The 16,872-nt window shown below is 63.0% G+C and carries 15 protein-coding genes and 1 pseudogene; 4 read left to right on the top strand and 12 right to left on the bottom strand.

Features of this window, described 5'->3' with window-relative positions; all coding sequences use genetic code 11:
• Positions 1-212 precede the first annotated feature (212 nt).
• Entirely contained in the window at positions 213-779 is a 567-nt protein-coding gene (gene dcd / locus M1D78_RS15595; protein ID WP_021207353.1) for a dCTP deaminase, read from the top strand.
• A gap of 84 nt (positions 780-863) precedes the next feature.
• Here dcd and M1D78_RS15590 read toward each other — a convergent pair whose 3' ends face one another.
• The 6 genes from M1D78_RS15590 to M1D78_RS15565 form a co-directional block, all read right to left on the bottom strand.
• Positions 864-1,547 carry an SDR family oxidoreductase gene (locus tag M1D78_RS15590; RefSeq protein WP_437420901.1) on the bottom strand — a complete coding sequence of 228 codons (684 nt, stop codon included), beginning with the start codon at positions 1,545-1,547 and terminating at the stop codon, positions 864-866.
• Positions 1,548-1,682: 135 nt separating this feature from the next.
• Complete coding sequence (locus M1D78_RS15585; protein WP_437420900.1) at positions 1,683-2,609, bottom strand: ABC transporter permease; 927 nt, start codon at positions 2,607-2,609, stop codon at positions 1,683-1,685.
• 59 nt (positions 2,610-2,668) lie between these two features.
• A complete protein-coding gene (locus tag M1D78_RS15580) occupies positions 2,669-3,775 on the bottom strand; it encodes an ABC transporter permease (protein ID WP_437420899.1) in 1,107 nt (368 codons plus the stop codon).
• A gap of 11 nt (positions 3,776-3,786) precedes the next feature.
• Entirely contained in the window at positions 3,787-5,340 is a 1,554-nt protein-coding gene (locus M1D78_RS15575) for an ABC transporter ATP-binding protein (protein WP_437420898.1), read from the bottom strand.
• A gap of 302 nt (positions 5,341-5,642) precedes the next feature.
• Positions 5,643-6,221: a superoxide dismutase gene (locus M1D78_RS15570; protein WP_243607046.1), complete on the bottom strand. Its 579-nt coding sequence runs from the start codon at positions 6,219-6,221 to the stop codon at positions 5,643-5,645.
• A gap of 360 nt (positions 6,222-6,581) precedes the next feature.
• Positions 6,582-7,184 carry a LysE/ArgO family amino acid transporter gene (locus M1D78_RS15565; protein ID WP_437420897.1) on the bottom strand — a complete coding sequence of 201 codons (603 nt, stop codon included), beginning with the start codon at positions 7,182-7,184 and terminating at the stop codon, positions 6,582-6,584.
• A gap of 97 nt (positions 7,185-7,281) precedes the next feature.
• Between M1D78_RS15565 and M1D78_RS15560 the strand changes: the two genes are divergently transcribed.
• Positions 7,282-8,169, top strand: a complete 888-nt coding sequence (locus M1D78_RS15560) for a LysR family transcriptional regulator ArgP (protein WP_437420896.1) — start codon at positions 7,282-7,284, stop codon at positions 8,167-8,169.
• 2 nt (positions 8,170-8,171) lie between these two features.
• Here M1D78_RS15560 and M1D78_RS15555 read toward each other — a convergent pair whose 3' ends face one another.
• On the bottom strand, positions 8,172-8,444 hold the full coding sequence (locus M1D78_RS15555) for a hypothetical protein (RefSeq protein ID WP_437420895.1): 273 nt from the start codon (positions 8,442-8,444) through the stop codon (positions 8,172-8,174).
• Positions 8,445-8,773: 329 nt separating this feature from the next.
• On the opposite strand from M1D78_RS15555, the gene M1D78_RS15550 reads away from it, so the two are divergent.
• Positions 8,774-9,682, top strand: a complete 909-nt coding sequence (locus tag M1D78_RS15550; RefSeq protein ID WP_437420894.1) for an ATPase — start codon at positions 8,774-8,776, stop codon at positions 9,680-9,682.
• Between the two features lie 171 nt (positions 9,683-9,853).
• Here the strand turns inward: M1D78_RS15550 and M1D78_RS15545 are convergent, their stop codons facing one another.
• Positions 9,854-11,770: an autotransporter domain-containing protein gene (locus M1D78_RS15545; protein ID WP_437420893.1), complete on the bottom strand. Its 1,917-nt coding sequence runs from the start codon at positions 11,768-11,770 to the stop codon at positions 9,854-9,856.
• 361 nt (positions 11,771-12,131) lie between these two features.
• On the opposite strand from M1D78_RS15545, the gene M1D78_RS15540 reads away from it, so the two are divergent.
• The gene (locus tag M1D78_RS15540; RefSeq protein WP_437420892.1) at positions 12,132-13,313 is read left to right on the top strand and encodes a GGDEF domain-containing protein; all 1,182 of its coding nucleotides are present in this window, start codon (positions 12,132-12,134) and stop codon (positions 13,311-13,313) included.
• A gap of 2 nt (positions 13,314-13,315) precedes the next feature.
• Here M1D78_RS15540 and pncB read toward each other — a convergent pair whose 3' ends face one another.
• The 4 genes and pseudogenes from pncB to hmpA all read right to left on the bottom strand — a co-directional run bounded on the left by pncB (position 13,316) and on the right by hmpA (position 16,795).
• Positions 13,316-14,512 (bottom strand): nicotinate phosphoribosyltransferase, encoded by a 1,197-nt coding sequence (gene pncB, locus M1D78_RS15535; RefSeq protein WP_437420891.1) that lies wholly within the window; start codon positions 14,510-14,512, stop codon positions 13,316-13,318.
• A gap of 405 nt (positions 14,513-14,917) precedes the next feature.
• Positions 14,918-15,076 (bottom strand): annotated as a pseudogene (locus M1D78_RS15530) (general stress protein); the annotation flags it as partial.
• Positions 15,077-15,324: 248 nt separating this feature from the next.
• The gene (locus M1D78_RS15525) at positions 15,325-15,558 is read right to left on the bottom strand and encodes a hypothetical protein (RefSeq protein WP_437420890.1); all 234 of its coding nucleotides are present in this window, start codon (positions 15,556-15,558) and stop codon (positions 15,325-15,327) included.
• A 58-nt stretch (positions 15,559-15,616) separates the two neighbouring features.
• Positions 15,617-16,795, bottom strand: coding sequence for an NO-inducible flavohemoprotein (hmpA, locus tag M1D78_RS15520; RefSeq protein WP_437420889.1), 1,179 nt, complete (start codon positions 16,793-16,795; stop codon positions 15,617-15,619).
• Positions 16,796-16,872: the final 77 nt, after the last annotated feature.

The following is a 16,872-nucleotide window of genomic DNA, read 5'->3' as shown; positions in this document are numbered from 1 at the left end:
TCTAAACATGTAGCGATTCACGGTGACACATGCAGCAGCAGCCAACGCAAGATACTCCATTTCTGACGCAATGCGAGCATTATTTTCAGTTTCCAGCCAAAGCGTCAGATATGCGGCGCACAGTCCCGGCGCGCGGGCTTTAACCAGCCCCTTTGGCTCGGTAAGATGCGCGCACCTTCATAGACCGCCAAGCAGAGATCAGGACGCCCGCCATGAGCATCAAATCGGATAAGTGGATTCGCCGGATGGCCCAGGAGCACGGCATGATCGAGCCCTACGTGGAGCGCCAGGTGCGCACCGAGGGTAATGAACGACTGATCTCCTACGGCGTGTCCAGCTACGGCTACGACGTGCGCTGTGCGGATGAATTCAAGGTATTCACCAACATCAACTCGGCGACCGTCGATCCGAAGAATTTCGACGAGAAAAGCTTCGTCGACATCAAGAGCGATGTTTGCATCATCCCGCCGAATTCTTTTGCGCTGGCGCGTACCGTCGAGTACTTCCGCATTCCGCGCAACGTGCTGACCATCTGCCTGGGCAAGAGCACTTATGCGCGCTGCGGCATCATCGTCAACGTGACGCCGCTGGAACCCGAGTGGGAAGGCCATGTGACGCTGGAGTTTTCCAACACCACCACGCTGCCGGCAAAAATCTATGCAAACGAAGGCGTGGCGCAGATGCTGTTCCTCGAGTCGGACGAGGAGTGCGAGACCTCTTACCGCGACCGCGGCGGCAAATACCAGGGCCAGCGCGGCGTGACCTTGCCCAAGGCCTGACGCCGTCCCGCCTGGGCGGGTCAGTCTGAAACGGATGATGCGGGTGGTGACGAAAGTTGCCACCCGCATCGTCGTTTACGGGGCTTACCAGGGAAGCCGGGCGCCTTGGTAATCGAGGTAGACATGGCCGCCTTGCCCGATCGCACGGCTGACCTGTTCGACCATGCCCTTGCAGCTGGTTTCAACGTCCAGCGGCGCTTCGTCACCACCCATGTCGGTTTTCACCCAGCCCGGGTGCATCGACAGCACGGTCAAGCGCGTTCCTTCACCGAGCTCAGCGACGAAGGTACGCGTCAGATGGTTCAGTGCCGCCTTGCTTGCGCCATACAGCGGCATGCCCATGCCCGGGCCCGCCTCGACGCTGCCCATCACCGAACTCATGAACGTGATCACGCCGGTTTCGGGGCTCACCAAGGGCAGCAGGCGCTTGGCGAGGCGTACAGGGCTGACGGCATTGGTCAGGAAAAGGTCGCCAACGTCCTCAGCGCCGGCATTGTCAGCGTTGAGGGTCCGTGCCCCTGAGATGCCAGCATTGACGAACAACACGTCGAGGCGCGTGCCTTCCAGTCGAGTGGTCAGCGACGCGACGCTGGCGTCGTCGGTGATTTCCAGCGATTCGATCCGCACGTCCGGCACCGCTTTCAGCGCGTCCGCGCGATTGGGGTTACGTACGGTGGCGATGACCTGCCAGCCCTCGGTGGCGAACTGTCTGGCCAGGCCGAGCCCCAGCCCGCGTGAAGCGCCGATGATGAGTACGGTTTTGGACATTGCTTCGCTCTCCTCTGGATCGGGGAGGGGAGGATAGCCGAACCTTGGCGGTGCCGTGGCGATGCGTGCGGCGCAGATGGGCATCGCGTCGAACCGGAGATGCCCATCCCTGCATCGAAAAGTCTCGCAGTGCCGTCAGTGCCCCGGTTGCCAAGGCTGGCCAAGCGATACTGGTGCGTAGAGGCGTGTGCGGACCGCATCCCTCGACAGGATCACCAGCACCAGAATCGTCGCGACGTAGGGCAGCATTGCCAGCAAGTTGCCGGGGATCGCCAGGCCGATGCCCTGCGCCACCAGGTGCAGGATGCTGGCGAGGCCGAACAGGTAGGCGCCGAGCAGCACGCGGCTGACCCGCCAGCTGGCGAAGACGACGAGCGCGAGCGCGATCCAGCCGCGGCCGGCGGTCATGTTCTCCGCCCACATCGGGGTATAGGCAAGCGACATGTAGCCACCGGCGAGGCCCGCCATGGCGCCGCCGAACATCACCGCGAGCGTGCGCACGCGCAGCACTGGCAGACCCATCGCACTGGCCGCGTTGGGGTTTTCGCCTACCGCCTGGATGATCAGGCCGACGCGGCTCTTCAGCAGCACCCAGGCCACCAGGGCGAACAGGGTGAAGGACAGATAAACCAACAGATCTTGCGCGAACAGCATCCGGCCGATGACCGGAATGTCGGCGAGCAGCGGGATGGCGATTGGCTCGAAGCCTGCCAGCGGCTTGCCTACCCAGCTTGCGCCGACGAAGGAGGATAGCCCCACGCCGAAGATCGTCAGCGCTAGCCCGGTCGCGACCTGGTTGGCGTTGAAGCCGAGCGCGACCATGGCGAACAGCAGCGAGAGCAGCACGCCGGCCAGGCAGGCGAACAACACGCCGAGCCAGAGGTTGCCGGTCGAAAACGCGACCATAAAGCCGATCACCGCACCGAACAGCATCATCCCTTCCTGGCCGAGGTTGAGGACGCCGGTCTTTTCGCAGACGAGTTCGCCGAGCGCGACCAGCAGCAGCGGCGTACCGGTTCGGATCATGGCGTAGAAGATGTTGGTCAGCAGATCAATGTCCATGGATCAGGCCTCACACAGCGAGCGGCAGATGGCTTGGGAGAAGCAGAAATGAAAGCGGCTCACGAAACAGGCTCCTGTGCCAGCGGTGCGGAGTGCGGCGTGCGGCGCCATTTTTTCAGGCGCGGCCTATAAAGAATCAGCACATCGCACGCCAGCAGAAAGAACAGCACCATGCCCTGGAACAGTTGCGTGATCGACTGAGGCAGGTTGGCGGCCATCTGTGCGTTCTCGCCGCCGAGGTAGAGCAACGCCATTAGCAGGCTGGCGAATACGATGCCCAGCGGATGCAGGCGGCCCAGGAAGGCAACGGTGATCGCCGCATAGCCGTAACCTGGCGAAACCTGCGGCACGAGCTGACCGATCGGGCCCGTGACCTCCGCGACCCCCGCCAGACCAGCGAGGCCGCCACTGATCAGCAGGGTAATCCAGACCAGCCACTTGTCGCGAAAACCGACAAAGCCGGCGGCACGCTTGTCCAGGCCCAGCACCTTGATCTGGAAACCCAGAAAGCTGCGCTGCAGCAGGACCCACACCACGACGAACGCCAGCAGCGCGAAATAAAGGCCGCCGTGTACGCGCAGGTCTTCAACGATTTGTGGCAAACGGGTAGCGTCGCCAAACATGGCGGATTCCGGGAAATTGAAGCCTTCCGGGTCCTTCAGCGGACCGTGTACGCAGAACAGCAACAAGTTCAGCGCGATGTAGTTGAGCATGATGCTGGTGAGGATTTCATTGGCGTTGAATGCCGTCTTCAGCCAGGCGCAGAGCGCGCCCCAGGCCGCGCCGCCGAGCGTGCCTGCTAGTAGCGTGATCACCAGTGCCCACTGGCTTTCCCAATCGATGATGTTGACCGCCACGGCGCTGCCAGCGAGCGCACCGATGAGCAGCTGGCCCTCGGCACCGATGTTCCAGATACGTGCGCTGTAGACCACCGCCAGGCCGAGCGCGCAGAGCATGATCGGCAATGCCTTGACCAGCAGTTCCGAGATGCCATACAGGTCGCCCACCGGATCGATGAGCAGCACCTTGAGCGTCTCCAACGGCGGGTGGCCGAGGATGGCGAAGAGCAGGGCGCCGCTGAGTAGCGTCAGCACGGCCGCGAGCAGCGGCGAGAACCAGAGCATGGCGCGCGACTGCTGGCCGCGCGGTTCTAGGGATAACAACATGGGCGGTCTCGTCAGGCTGCGGGGGTGGAGGCAGGAATGCGGGTATCGAACTGGCCGGCCATCCAGCGACCGACTTCAGCGGGTGTGGTACTGGCTGTCGGATATTGGGCCGAAAGCGCGCCATGGCTGAGCGCCGCGATCCGGTCGCTGATCTGGAACAGCTCTTCCAAGTCTTCGGAGACCACCAGAATCGCCGCCCCGGCGTCGCGAAGTTCGATCAGGGCGCGGTGGATTGCTGCTGCTGCGCCGACGTCGACGCCCCAGGTGGGGTGTGCGGCGATGAGCAGCTTGGGTTGCTGGAGAATCTCCCGGCCGAGGATGAATTTCTGCAGGTTGCCGCCCGACAGGCTGGCGGCAGGTGCCTGTGCATCCGGTGTCTTCACTGCAAAGCGCTCGATGATGCTGTCGGCGAACGCCTTGACGCGGCTGCGCTGGATCAGTCCATTGCCGAGCATTCCGCGTTGCTGGGAGGCCGTGAGCAGGGCGTTGTCGGCCAGGCTCATGCTCGGCACCGCGCCGTGACCCAGCCGTTCGGCGGGCACGAACGCCATGCCGTGGCGGCGGCGTGCATCCGGGCGCAGGTGGGCGACCGGGTCGCCGAGGAAGCGGATCGTCTCGCCTTCGTTGGCCGCCAGCGGGCGTTCGCCGCTGAGCAGGGCTAGCAGTTCGTCCTGGCCGTTGCCGGCGACACCGGCAATACCGACGATCTCACCCGCGCGCACCTCGAGGTCGACATCGCGCAGTGAAACGCCGAATGGGTCGGCGTTGTGCCAGGACAGCCGCTCGACCCGCAGGAACGGCGTTGATCCTTCGGCCTTGGGGTATTCCGCTTCGAGGCCTTCGGCGTCGCCGACCATCAGGCGCGCCAGTTCGAGATCAGAGCACTCGGCCGGGATGCAGTCCCCCGATACCTTGCCGCCACGCAGCACGGTGGCCGCCTGGCACAGCGCCCGAACTTCATTGAGTTTGTGGCTAATGAACAGAATGCTGCAGCCCTCGGTCGCCAGGCGTCGCAGGGTCACGAACAGGTCGTCGGCTTCCTGCGGGGTGAGCACCGACGTCGGTTCGTCGAGGATCAGCAGCTTGATGTCCTGCATGAGGCAGCGAACGATCTCCACCCGCTGGCGCTCGCCGATCGACAGGCTGTGTACCAGGCGGTGCGGCTCGAGCGGCATGCCGTAGCGTTTGGACACCTCACGGATCTTTGGCTCCAGCTGCTTGGGTGAGCCAGCGGCGGCGCCCAGCGCGAGCGCGATGTTCTCCGCTACGGTCAGCGTTTCGAACAATGAGAAGTGCTGAAAGACCATGCCGATGCCGCGTTCGCGCGCCTGGGCCGGGTCGCGCATGGTCACGGGCTCGCCCTGCCAAACGATCTGACCGGCATCGGGCTGGGTGACGCCGTAGATGATCTTCATCAGCGTGCTCTTGCCCGCGCCGTTCTCCCCCAACAGGGCGTGAATCTCACCGGGATCGATGGACAGGTCGATGCGGTCGTTGGCCAGGCAGCCGGGATAGCGCTTGGTGATGCCTCGCAGCTGCAGCCGGGCGGTTGGCGAGTCGGACATGAACAGGGTTCCGCTGGGATTCGTTATCGGAGAAAAGCAAAAAGCTGGCCATGCAGTCAGGAAACCATGCGCGACCGCTGGCGCGGCTGGCCGTTAGCCAACCGCCAACCGTGGCGATGATAGTCGCTGCGCCGAAATGGTGCTTCGCCAAGTGAGAGGTTGCCCGGTTGCACCGTGGCGGGGCGCAGCCGCCAACCGGTGTTCTGGCTGTCGCCCAACGAAAAATGCCCGCATCAGACGATGCGGGCATTTCGTGGCATGCAGGCGGTGACCCGTTCGAGCTACCGCGGAGCAGGCCGGACTTAGGCGAAGTTTTTCGCCACGAAGTCCCAGTTCACGACGTTCCAGAACGCCTCGACGAACTTCGGACGAGCATTGCGGTAATCGATGTAGTAGGCGTGTTCCCAGACGTCGCAAGTCAGCAGTGGCTTGTCGCCAGCCGTCATCGGGTTGCCGGCACCAATGGTGCTGGCCAGGCCGACGCTGCCGTCGGACTTCTTCACCAGCCAGGCCCAGCCAGAGCCGAAGGTGCCGATGGCGGTCTTGGTGAATTCTTCCTTGAACTTGTCGAAGGAACCGAAGGCCGCGTTGATGGCGTCAGCCAGGGCGCCGGTCGGCTGGCCGCCCGCGTTCGGGGCCATGCAGTTCCAGAAGAAGGTGTGGTTCCAGACCTGGGCAGCATTGTTGAAGATGCCACCGGAGGAGGTCTTGATGATGGTTTCCAAGTCCTTGCCTTCGAACTCGGTACCTGGGATCAGGTTGTTCAGGTTGGTCACGTAGGCCTGGTGATGCTTGCCATGGTGATACTCGAACGTCTCGGCGGAAATGTGCGGCTCGAGGGCGTTCTTTTCAAACGGAAGCGGGGGCAATTCGAAAGCCATGGTGTATCTCCTGCTCAGGTGTCGAGGATTGATGCGGCCAGCTGGAAGGAGGCAGTTGCGCTGGCGGTCAGCGCCTTGCGCCACGGATGAAACTGCACGAAGTCGTCCGTTTGCGTCTGTCTTTTCCCTTCGCTCGCTGCATGCGTGCGCAATCTCTTGGCCGTTCACGGGCGGCCGTGGTGGCGGGCTGAAGCGTTCCGCTCCATGCCCGCGAACCCGGGATCATAGCACCGGCCCTGCGGCAAAACCACGCGCCAACTGTGTGGGAAAGCCGTGCCAGAGCCTTGTGGCTGATGGCTCTAGGCGAGGGCGGGGCTGGTGGAACCCACAACGTGGACCGTCACCTGTAGCGGTCGTTCCTCACGCGGCGAAGATGAGTTGCGCCGCGACAGCGAACATCATCGCCGCCACGCCGAGGTCGATCAGGCGCCAGGTCAGCGGGCGTGCCAACCATGGGGCGAGCCAGGCGCCACCCAGTGCCAGGATAAGGAACCATATCGTTGAGGCGCTGGCGGCGCCGAGCGTATAGGCACCCGGCTCAGGCTGTTGCGCCCCGAGCGTGCCAATCAGCAGAACGGTATCGAGATACACATGCGGGTTGAGGAGCGTCACCGCGAGGGCCGCCAACAGCACGCGGTGCAGTGGGCGGGTGCCGTTGCGTTCATCTTCGTTGAGTCCTTGCGGGCGCATGGCGCGGCGCAGCGCCACGACGCCGTAGTAAAGCAGGAAGGCCGCACCGCCCCAGCGGGTGACTTCCAGCAACAAGGGGCTCCTGGCGAGCAACGCAGCGAGGCCGAACACGCCAATACTGACAAGAAGGATGTCGCAGACGATGCACAGCGCCGCAACCGGCAGGTGATGCTCGCGGCGCAGACTCTGCGCCAATACGAAAGCGTTCTGCGCACCAATCGCGACGATCAACCCGGCCGTTACCAGTAACCCATTGAAATAGCTCTGCCACATTGCGTTGCTGCCCGCGTTTCGAAGGAATGGCTGGCAGTCTCGATGCAAGCGGCTTATAAGAAAAACGAAAAACCGTTATGCCATATAAGGAAGGCTGATGTTTGACTACAAGCTACTCGCCGCCCTGGCTGCGGTAGTGGAGCAGGCAGGATTCGAACGGGCAGCGCAGCGCCTGGGGCTGTCGCAATCGGCTGTGTCCCAGCGAATCAAGTTGCTTGAAGCACGGCTGGGGCAGCCCGTGCTCCTACGTGCAACGCCGCCGAAGCCGACCGAAGTAGGGCGGCGCCTGCTCAACCACGTCCAGCAGGTTCGCTTGCTGGAGCGTGACCTGCAGGCCCAGGTGCCGCAGCTCGATGACAGCCACCTACCGGAGCGGCTGCGTATTGCCCTCAATTCCGACAGCCTGGCTACCTGGTGGGCGCCGGCCGTTGCGCCCTTTTGCGCGAATCGAGGCGTGGTGCTCGATCACGTACTGGAAGATCAGGATGTTGGCCTCAAGCGCATGCGGGCCGGGGAGGTGGCGGCCTGTGTCTGCGCAGTCGAGCGGCCACTGGGCGGGGCGCGCAGTGAGTTTCTCGGTGCCATGCGCTATCGCGCGCTGGCCAGTCCCGCATTTATTGACCGGCACCTGCGGGGCGCTCTGAGCGCCGAGGCGCTGCTGCGGGCACCGGCTATCGTGTTTGGCCCGGATGATCAGTTGCAGCACCGCTATCTCGCATCGCTGGGGCTGGAGGGCCCCTTCAGCCACCACCTTTGCCCGTCGTCGGAGGGCTTCGTGCGTCTGATCCAGAGTGGTCTAGGGTGGGGGCTGGTGCCCGAGCTGCAAGTACAGGAGCTTTATCGCAGCGGGGCGCTGGTCGATGTGTTCAGCGGCCCGCCCATCGACGTGCGACTGTTCTGGCACCACTGGCGCAACGGCGGCGAGCTGCTGGGTGAGCTGACGCGCCAGTTGCAGCACGTCGCCGGTCAGTGGCTGGTTGAGTAGGGTCAGGCCATGACCCGTTGGCCGCGATAGATGCGCACGGCTGGGACATGAGCCGCATGGGCGGCTAGTTTGACCCCGCTGGGGGAGGGCAGGTCGCTGTAAGCCGCGAGTTGCCGGCCTAGTTCACGCGTCAGTTCGTCGCCGGAGCCAAGGCAGGCGGTCAGCATCGCGGTGACTGCATCCGGCTGGCTCAAGCGTATGTCCAGGTGTTGCTCCTCGCGCAGGCGACGGCGAAGGCTTTGCATGCAGTCGAGAACCGCCTTGTTGAACTCCATGACGTATCACTCCTTTATGAGCACGTCCCGGCTTAGGCATAAGGCCCGACCTCCGTGTCGGAAAACGCTATCCGCTGGCATTGGCTGCAAAGCAATGCGCGTACCAGTTCACGTTTCTCCCAAGGTTTTGGTGCCGAGATCGCAGGCATGGCGGGACCTGTAGCCAGTTACTTCTATGGCTGCGCCCCGGTTCGACGACGTGGCTGCACGCACCTGAGGCTTGGGGTGGCCGCCACGCCTGTTCCTGGTGCGTCGAGTGGGCCGCTGAAGTTGGTGGGTTGAATCGCTATACTGCGCGCTGTTTTCGCTCCGCGCCCTGAAGGTATCCCATGCGCAACGATGCTCACGACGAACTGGAAAACGTACCCAGCCTGACCGCAGCACGCGACCGGGACGGTCCTTACCCAGCGCCCGAGTTGGAGCCTGTTCGTCGCCCGGCGCCAGAGATGCGTGCAGATGAAGGGCGGTCGCGGCAGAAACGTCGCGGCGCCAACACCGCTCCGCTGTGGATCATGATCGTGGTCCTGCTTGCCGCCCTCGGCGCGCTGGGCTGGTGGAGCATGCAGCAGATGGCCCGGCTCGAAGCGCAACTGGTCGCCACGCAAGACAGTTTCGCCCGCATCAGCGAAGAGGCGGCGGGGCGGCTTCAGGACATTTCCGGCAAGGTCGTTGCCACCGAATCGAACGTGACCACCGAAGGCGAGGCGCTCAAGCTGCGCATCAAGCAACTGGAAAAGCAGGCGCTGGAACTTGCCGAACAGCAGCGCGCCATCACCACGCAGCAGCAGAGCCTGGTCGGTAAGCAGGACAACCAGCAGCAGCGGCTTGACGAGCAAGGACGGCGCGTCGAGGCGGTCGCCACCGACGTGCGTGCGCAGCAAGCGAGCACCGCCGAATTGGCCGCTGGCATCAAGGGGCTGAGCGGCGAACAGGCTACGCTCAAAGGCGCGGTCAACGACCTCAAGGGCTCGGTCGATAGCGTGCCGGCGCTGGCGTCACGCGTCGACGGGATGAGCAAGGACATCGCAGCGCTCAAGCAAAAGGGCGACGCCAGCCAGGCGGTCAGCCGGCTTGAGCAGGATCTGCTCGTACTGCGCAGCGAACTGGACAACCGTCCCTCACCCACGCCGGGGGTGAACACTGGAGAGTTCGATGCATTCCGGGCGCAGATGACGCGCAGCATCAATACACTGCAGAGCCAGATAGCGACCTTGCAGCAACAACTAGGGCGGCGATGAGCGAAAGGGGAGTCGGTTTTTCGATTCCCTCCCGTTGAGTCCGCCAGTCGCCACAGCGCGCGCGCTTCATCAATCGCCCCGGATCAGCCGGCTCGCATATGCCGCAAACAAAAAAAAACCGCTACGCAGCGCCACGTAGCGGTTAGGCAATTGCCAAACGAGGATCAGTCCCTACAGATCGACCGCCAGCGAAAGGCCGATGCCATGGTTGCGGTTGTCGTTGCCGACGTAGTGGTAGTTGGCGCGCAGGCTGACGTCCCGCGTCAACTGATGCGCAAGCCCCAGCGTGAAGCGTGTCTGGTCGCCGGTTCGCATCGCGCCGGGCAGTTCGAACTCGTTTCCAGAGACGCTGTTGAGCGACAGGCGAACGTTCTCCCGCTCGTCATCCTTTCGCTCCAGTTCACGGGCCACATCGCCAAACAGCCGGGTGCGCTCGCTTAGCGCATATTCGCCGAATAGCCCGGCCGTCAGCCTCAGCGACTCGAGCGTTTGGTCATCGAAGGTCAGTGCAGTAGCGCTCGTGCCCTCTTCACGGTAGCCATCGACCTCGACCTTCTGGTAGCTGGCGCCGACGAAGGGGCCGAAGGCCAGCTGCTCACCCGGCTGCATCAGGTTAAAACCGGTCTTGCCCGATACGCCCCAGAGCATGCCTTCGGTGCTGCCCTTTTCCGTGCGCTCGGCCACACCCAGCGCTAAGCGGCGGTCCAGCGAGTCGTAGTCCAGATAGCCGGCGCTAAGTGCCAGCTGTGCGAACAGCCGATCCCGCTGATAGCCGGCCAGTAACGTGCCGAGGTAGCTGCGCATGTCAAAGTCCGAGTTGGCGTCGCCGAGCTCCAGCGAACTTTGCGCGAGGCCAAAGCCTGCACCGATGGACCAGGCGTCGGACAGGCGATGGATGTAACCCAAGGTGACGGTCGGGCGGCTGCCGTCACCACCGCCGAAGCCATCATAGTCCGAGCGGCTATAGTCGCCCTGCACAAAGGCGCGCCCGCTGCCCACCTGCTGAGAACTGCTGCGCTGCGCTGCCAGTTCGGTGTCGAGCATCTGCCAGTGGCTGCTCAAGGCTGTGCGGCCCATTTCTGGCAACAGCGACACCTGCGCAGGTGCTTCCAGGATCGAGTAGATGTAATCGGCGCTGATCTGGTGGACGGCCGTGGTTGGATGCACCGCGTCGTTGAACAGCAGGCGGCTCGGATCGGGCGTCGCGCCGCCGACGCCGTAGGTTGGATCGGCGGTGCAACCGTCGCCGCCGAAGCACACCGAGGTCTGGTCGATTGCCGGGTCGAAGCCGAAAAGCGCCAGGTCATTGCGTATTTCTTCGAGCAGCAGACGATTGTTCAGCAGGACGTAGTTCCCGCCCCGGGCCTGTAGCCCGGAGGCAAGTTCTGCGTTGAAGGCATCGCTCAGGCCGTTGAGCACGTCGCCAAGTCCGGGCAGGCTGTTGCCCAAGGGTGTGTCGCCGACGTTGGGCAGATCCGACACCACGATGTATCGCGCGCCTGCTGCCTGCAGCGCTCTGACGGCCTCAACCATGTTGCCCGCCGCCTGCGCCATAGTGACGGGGCGGCCGTTTTGCACGAGTTGGAAGATGTCATTGGCGCCGCCGTTGAGGTAGTACAAACCGTTTGGGTCGACTTGCGGATTCTCGACGAGGTAGCCCGGGCGGCTTCGGGCAAGCCCATTCGCGGCTACCGTCGAGGTGCCGACGAGCGAATCGAGGATCTGGTCCGATCGATAGCCGCCGACAGCGTAGTTAGTGCCGTCGGCGTTTCCGGTCAGAAGTTGTGGCAGTAAAGGTGTAGAGGGCAGCGATTCGAGTCCAAGGCGACCAGCGAGTACCTGGGTAACAACCTGACCGTAATATTCGGTGTTGTTGTCGGCATAGGTTGGCCCGGTGCGATTGGTGAACCGCAGGCCACCGGTGGGATTGCCACCAAGCAACGGGCTGCCCACATCGGGGAAGTTGCCGGCGTCGCTGAGCGAGTCGCCAAAGGTGACGAACTGGCTGTAGGGGCTGGTTTCGGCCACGGCTGCCAGGGGCAGGCTTGCGGCGATGACGAAGGCGAGAGGCGTGAGTGCGTGGGGCACGGGAGGTCTCCATCTGTTGTTTTTGTTGTTCTGCAGGCCGGACGTCTGCGCGCCGACACCCAACGCTAGCGGCGCGGCTGCCCGGTGGTAAGCGCTCTTAAGCGGCATTTGAGCAATGGGCGTATCGCTCCAAAGGGTGAGCTCGCCGTCTGTCGGCGCGCATCTGTACGGCTATGAATATCGAGCCTAGACACTGAGGAAACGACCTGCGCGGTCGCTAACGTGTAGGTCGCGCTTGGGGCTGGGCGGGCCGACGGATGGCGCTGCGTGCGAGGGCGTGGCGGCCGATATCAAAGTGATAGTATTCGCCGATTTCATCGGCGTGGTTGGCCGCATAGTGCGCTTTCAGGTGATAACGACAATGCCTTCACTGATCGAATTTCTGCAACGCCGCCTGGCGATCCTGCTGCCAAGCGAGTTGCGGGCCGAGGAGCTGATCAAGCTGCTGCTGCCCCATCGCCATTCCATGCTGCTGACCCAGCGCCGCGCGACGCTGATCGTCAACCGGGTCCGGTTGTTCGCCTTTCTCTTTGCCGTACTAACCCCGGTTTGGGGCGTGCTCGATCTGATGGTTTTTCCCTATCCGCTGTGGTTGAGCCTGATTACCTTCCGCCTGCTCGCTTGCGCCGCGTTCGCCTGCCTGCTGCTGCTCTACCGGCCGCGTGGCAACCTGTTCGACGCCTATCGAGCAGTAGCGGTCCTGTTCGCCATCCCTACGATTTTTTATATCGCGTCGCACCGGTTACTCGGTGGGTATCAGCTGACGGAGCTGTCGGCGGTCGTTGCAGCCGGATATGCCTTCTTGCCTTTCGTGTTGATGGCCGGCCTGGCCATTTTCCCATTGACGCTCCTCGAGAACGTCGTGCTCGCTGGTGTGCTGCTGGCGGCCCACGCGCTGGCCGGTTACCTGAGCTGGGCGACGCTTAACTGGCCGTCGTTCGCCGGTGCATTCTGGCTGTTGATCCTGATTGCCGGCGTCACCGCGTTGGCCAGCCTGAGCCAGCTGGCATTCATGATCGCATTGGTGCGCCAGGCGATCCGTGATCCGCTGACCGGCACGTTCGCCCGGGGTAGCGGGCAAGAAATCCTGCAGTTGCAGTGGGATACCTCACGTCGGCACGACACTGGCCTGGCCGTGGCCTTCCTCGACCTCGATCATTTCAAGGCGATCAATGACGGGTTCGGCCATGAGGCCGGCGACGGGGTGCTGAGCGACTTCAGCCGACGCCTGCTGGCGACGCTGCGCAGCACCGACAGCCTGCTGCGCTGGGGTGGTGAAGAATTCGTCATCATCATGCCGGACACCGACATGGATCAGGCGCGAATGGTGCTCGACCGGATGCTGCGCCGCGGCTTGGGTATGCGTCCGGACGGTACGCCGCTCACCGCCAGCATTGGGCTGGCCGAGCGTTGCCGCGATTTCGCCGAGTCCCCGACGGAACTGATCGAACTGGCCGACCGGCGTATGTATCTGGCCAAGGCCAGCGGCCGCAATCAGCTGTGCACCGGGGGCGAAGAGAGTCGCTTCGTGCAGTCCGCTTGAGCTCAATTCACGCCAAAGACGTGCTTGAGGTAGGCGACGAAGGCTTCGTCGCGGCACATCGTCTTGCCGGGTGAGTCGGAAATTTTCGCAACCGGCTGGCCGTTGCAACTGGTCATCTTGATAACCATGTTGGTTGGCTCGACACCCGGGATATCGCAGGTCAACTGGGTGCCGATGCCGTAGCTGGTATTGCTGCGCCCGAGTAATGCGCGGTAGATGCCCAGTGCCTTGGGGAAATCGAGCCCGTCGGAGAACACCAACTGGCGTGACATCGGGTCGATACCCAGGCGCTGATAGTGGGCAATGGCCTTTTCCGCCCATTCGACGGGGTCGCCCGAATCGTGGCGCAGGCCGTCGAAGAGCTTGGCCAGATACAGATCGAAGTCAGCCGTGAAGGCGTCCATGGTGATGCAGTCGGTGATGGCGATGCCCAGTGCGCCCCGGTATTCACGCGCCCAGCAATCAAGCGCGGCACTCTGGCTGTCGATCAGACGAGGGCCGAGCTGCTGGTGCGCCATGATCCATTCATGAGCCATGGTGCCCATAGGCTTGAGGTTCAGGGTGCGGGCCAGATGGACGTTGCTGGTGCCTACGAAGTTGCCCGGGAAGCCCGTCTTCAACCGCTCCACGACACGCGCCTGCACGGCAAAGGAAAAGCGCCGCCGGGTGCCGAAGTCGGCCAGGTTGAAACCGGCGAGCTCGGCTTCGGTTGCCTCGCTGCGCAACCAGTCGAGTTTTTCTTCCAGTCGCGTCTCGGCCTGATCCAGCGTCACGTGCGGATAACGCACGCGGTTGCGTACCTCGCTGATGATCGCCAGCAGCGGCACCTCGAACAGAATGACGTGCAGCCAGGGCCCGCGTAGATAAACGACCAACTCCCCGGCTTCGAGCTCGACGCGCACATAGCGCGGATCGAAGCGGAACAGGCCAAGGAAGCGAATGAAGTCCGGCTGCATATAGGGGATGCGTTCGAGGAAGGCCAGCTCGGCCGGTTCGAACCGCAGTTCCGCGAGCGCTTCCAGCTGCTCGCGGATGGCGTTCAGGTAGGGCGACAGGTCTTCTTCGGAGCGGCTGCGGAACGCCCATTCCACCTCAGCGTTGGGGTAGTGGTGCAGCACCGCCTGCATCATGGTCAGCTTGTAGTAATCGGTATCCATCAAGCTCTGGATGATCCGCTCGGAAAACGCGCTGACACTCATTGAGGTGCTCCTGGTCCGTGGCAGGCTTCAGGCGCCGCCGATGCCTTCGACTACCTTACCGGTCCCGCCGCAGTTTTGGCATGCCTGTGAGTCGATGCGGCCACTTCCATGGCAGGCCGGGCAGACGTTTTCGCCGGTTCCCGGCGTTCCGGGCGGCGCCTGGTCGCCCGGGTTGGGTGAAACAGTAGAAGCGTTTCGGTCGTTCATGATGAGGCCCTCGGCAAAAAACTGCGTCAGTTTTAGTTGCTAAGAGAAAAGGAAAAGTGTCGCTGTCGGACATTATCCGACCGGCGGCAAGAGGCAGGTCGTATAAACAAAAGTTGATTAGATTTTATAAGTGGTAAAACGGAAGGCTAATAAAAAAGGCAAAGGACTTGCCTTTGCCTTTTTTACCCGCGACGTAACTCAGCTATTGCTGTTGCGTCCGCCGCCGTGGCTGTTCTGGCCGCCCTTACGGCCAGCTTCGGACGCCTTTTCGCGGTCGTTAGCGAAGTTGCCACCGCTGTTATGGCCGCCTTTCTTGCCTGCTTCAGAGGCTTTCTCGCGGTCGTTTGCAAAGTTGCCAGGGTTTTTATTCGCCATGTCATTTCTCCTCAATGGATACAGACTTCTGCGGGGCTGGACGACTCTCTCAGCCTTCATGATTTCAGATAGGGCTACGCCTGTAGGAGTTTCCATTGAAATGCGAACGGCGGACGAATGGTAAACGGCCGCATTAACGGTATATGGCAATGTGTAATTACAGCGAAACGGCAAACCCATACAGCAAGTTAATTATGTACAACTCTTCGTTCCACTCTGCAGATAAGCAATCAGGCCGGCAGGCTGATCTGCCGCTGCGCGGCGAGGCGCATCACATAGCCGATCTTCAGTGCCGTCGGGCCGAGGATCACAAGCGCGTGGCTGGCGACGACCAGCATCAGGGGGAGCTGTCGGTCGATCAAGTAGGCGCCCGTGACGCCAAGCAGCAGCAGGGCGATACCGGCTGCCATCGTCAGGTTGGCACAGAGCAGCAAGCGGAGAGGTTCGAGCGGTTGAGTGAACATGCGAAATCACCTCGCTGGGTTGGCGGGAGGGCGGGCCCGCGAGTGCAGGCCCGCAGGGTTACTCCAGTGCGGCTGCCGGGCCGAAGAACTCGTACCGCGCCTGCGCATCCGGCACGCCGAGCGCGCGTAGCTGCCGGCGGATCGCAGCCATGAACGGGCGTGGGCCAAGGAAGTAGGCATCCAGGTCGCGGTCGGCGGGAAGCCAGCGGGCCAGCCTCTCCTCGGTCATCAGGCCGACGGCGTCCGGTGGGTTGGCGCCGCCCGCGTGTTCGTCATAGCTATAGAAGCGGTGCAACTGGTCGTGGCGCTCGGCCAGCGCGTCGATGGTCTCGCGGAAGGCGTGCGCGTCCGCGTTTCGCGCGCAGTGGATGAAGTGAATCGGGCGCTCGGTCTGCAGGGCGGCTTCCAGCATCGCCAGGGTCGGCGTGATGCCTACGCCACCGCTGATCAGCACTAGCGGCTTGCCGCCCGGTTGCAGCGTGAATTCACCGGCTGGGGCAAAGAGGTCGAGCGACTCGCCCTCGGCCATATTGTGCAGCGCATTGGAAACCACACCGCCCGGCTCCCGTTTCACGCTGATGCGGTAATCGCGCCCGTTGGCCACCGCAGACAGCGAATAGTTGCGCCGCTGCTCCCGACCATCGACCCAAAGCCGCAGGCCGATGTATTGCCCCGGCTGGTGGCTGACGACCGGTTCGCCATCTTCCGGCTCGAGATAGAACGAGGTGATTTCGCTGCTCTCTACCGCCTTGCGTGCGATCCGAAAGCGACGGGCGCCTCGCCAGCCACCGGGCGCGTCGGCCGTGGTGCTGTAGATCTGCTCTTCGGTTTCGATGAGGATTTTGGCGAGCTGGCCGTAAGCAGCGGCCCAGGCATCAATAACCTCGTCGGTGGCGACGTCCGCGCCTAGTACCTCGCGGATCGCACGTAGCAGGCAGGAGCCGACGATTGGGTAGTGTTCCGGTTGCACCTGCAGGGCGACGTGTTTGTTCACCACCTGCGAGACCAGCCCGCCGAGCTGGTCGAGGCGGTCGATATGTTTGGCATACATCAGCACACCGTTAGCCAGCGCGCGGGGTTGGTCGCCGCTGGCCTGGTGGGCCTGGTTGAACAGCGGACGCACCTCCGGGTGCTCGGCCAGCATCAGTTTGTAGAAGTGATCGGTCAGGGCTTCGCCGCCGGTCTCCAGCAGCGGGACGGTGGCTTTGATCAGGGCACGTTGTTCAGCGCAAAGCATGGATGACTCCGATAATTGATGGGCCTGCCTCTTCTGCATCGCATCAGCGACGCGGGGCGGGTACAGGTCCGTTTCAA

This window comes from Pseudomonas sp. SA195 (assembly GCF_054131565.1).
Note: the sequence above shows the minus strand (reverse complement) of the source record. Positions and strands in the feature narration are given on the sequence as shown.

Bases quoted from the DNA above. Each gene is read 5' to 3' on its own strand.
- M1D78_RS15540 (WP_437420892.1), top strand. From the start codon at position 12,132: ATGCCTTCACTGATCGAATTTCTGCAACGCCGCCTGGCGATCCTGCTG.
- M1D78_RS15575 (WP_437420898.1), bottom strand. From the start codon at position 5,340: ATGTCCGACTCGCCAACCGCCCGGCTGCAGCTGCGAGGCATCACCAAG.
- M1D78_RS15565 (WP_437420897.1), bottom strand. From the start codon at position 7,184: ATGTGGCAGAGCTATTTCAATGGGTTACTGGTAACGGCCGGGTTGATC.
- hmpA (WP_437420889.1), bottom strand. From the start codon at position 16,795: ATGCTTTGCGCTGAACAACGTGCCCTGATCAAAGCCACCGTCCCGCTG.
- M1D78_RS15570 (WP_243607046.1), bottom strand. From the start codon at position 6,221: ATGGCTTTCGAATTGCCCCCGCTTCCGTTTGAAAAGAACGCCCTCGAG.
- M1D78_RS15560 (WP_437420896.1), top strand. From the start codon at position 7,282: ATGTTTGACTACAAGCTACTCGCCGCCCTGGCTGCGGTAGTGGAGCAG.
- M1D78_RS15555 (WP_437420895.1), bottom strand. From the start codon at position 8,444: ATGGAGTTCAACAAGGCGGTTCTCGACTGCATGCAAAGCCTTCGCCGT.
- M1D78_RS15550 (WP_437420894.1), top strand. From the start codon at position 8,774: ATGCGCAACGATGCTCACGACGAACTGGAAAACGTACCCAGCCTGACC.
- M1D78_RS15590 (WP_437420901.1), bottom strand. From the start codon at position 1,547: ATGTCCAAAACCGTACTCATCATCGGCGCTTCACGCGGGCTGGGGCTC.
- dcd (WP_021207353.1), top strand. From the start codon at position 213: ATGAGCATCAAATCGGATAAGTGGATTCGCCGGATGGCCCAGGAGCAC.
- M1D78_RS15585 (WP_437420900.1), bottom strand. From the start codon at position 2,609: ATGGACATTGATCTGCTGACCAACATCTTCTACGCCATGATCCGAACC.
- M1D78_RS15580 (WP_437420899.1), bottom strand. From the start codon at position 3,775: ATGTTGTTATCCCTAGAACCGCGCGGCCAGCAGTCGCGCGCCATGCTC.
- pncB (WP_437420891.1), bottom strand. From the start codon at position 14,512: ATGAGTGTCAGCGCGTTTTCCGAGCGGATCATCCAGAGCTTGATGGAT.
- M1D78_RS15525 (WP_437420890.1), bottom strand. From the start codon at position 15,558: ATGTTCACTCAACCGCTCGAACCTCTCCGCTTGCTGCTCTGTGCCAAC.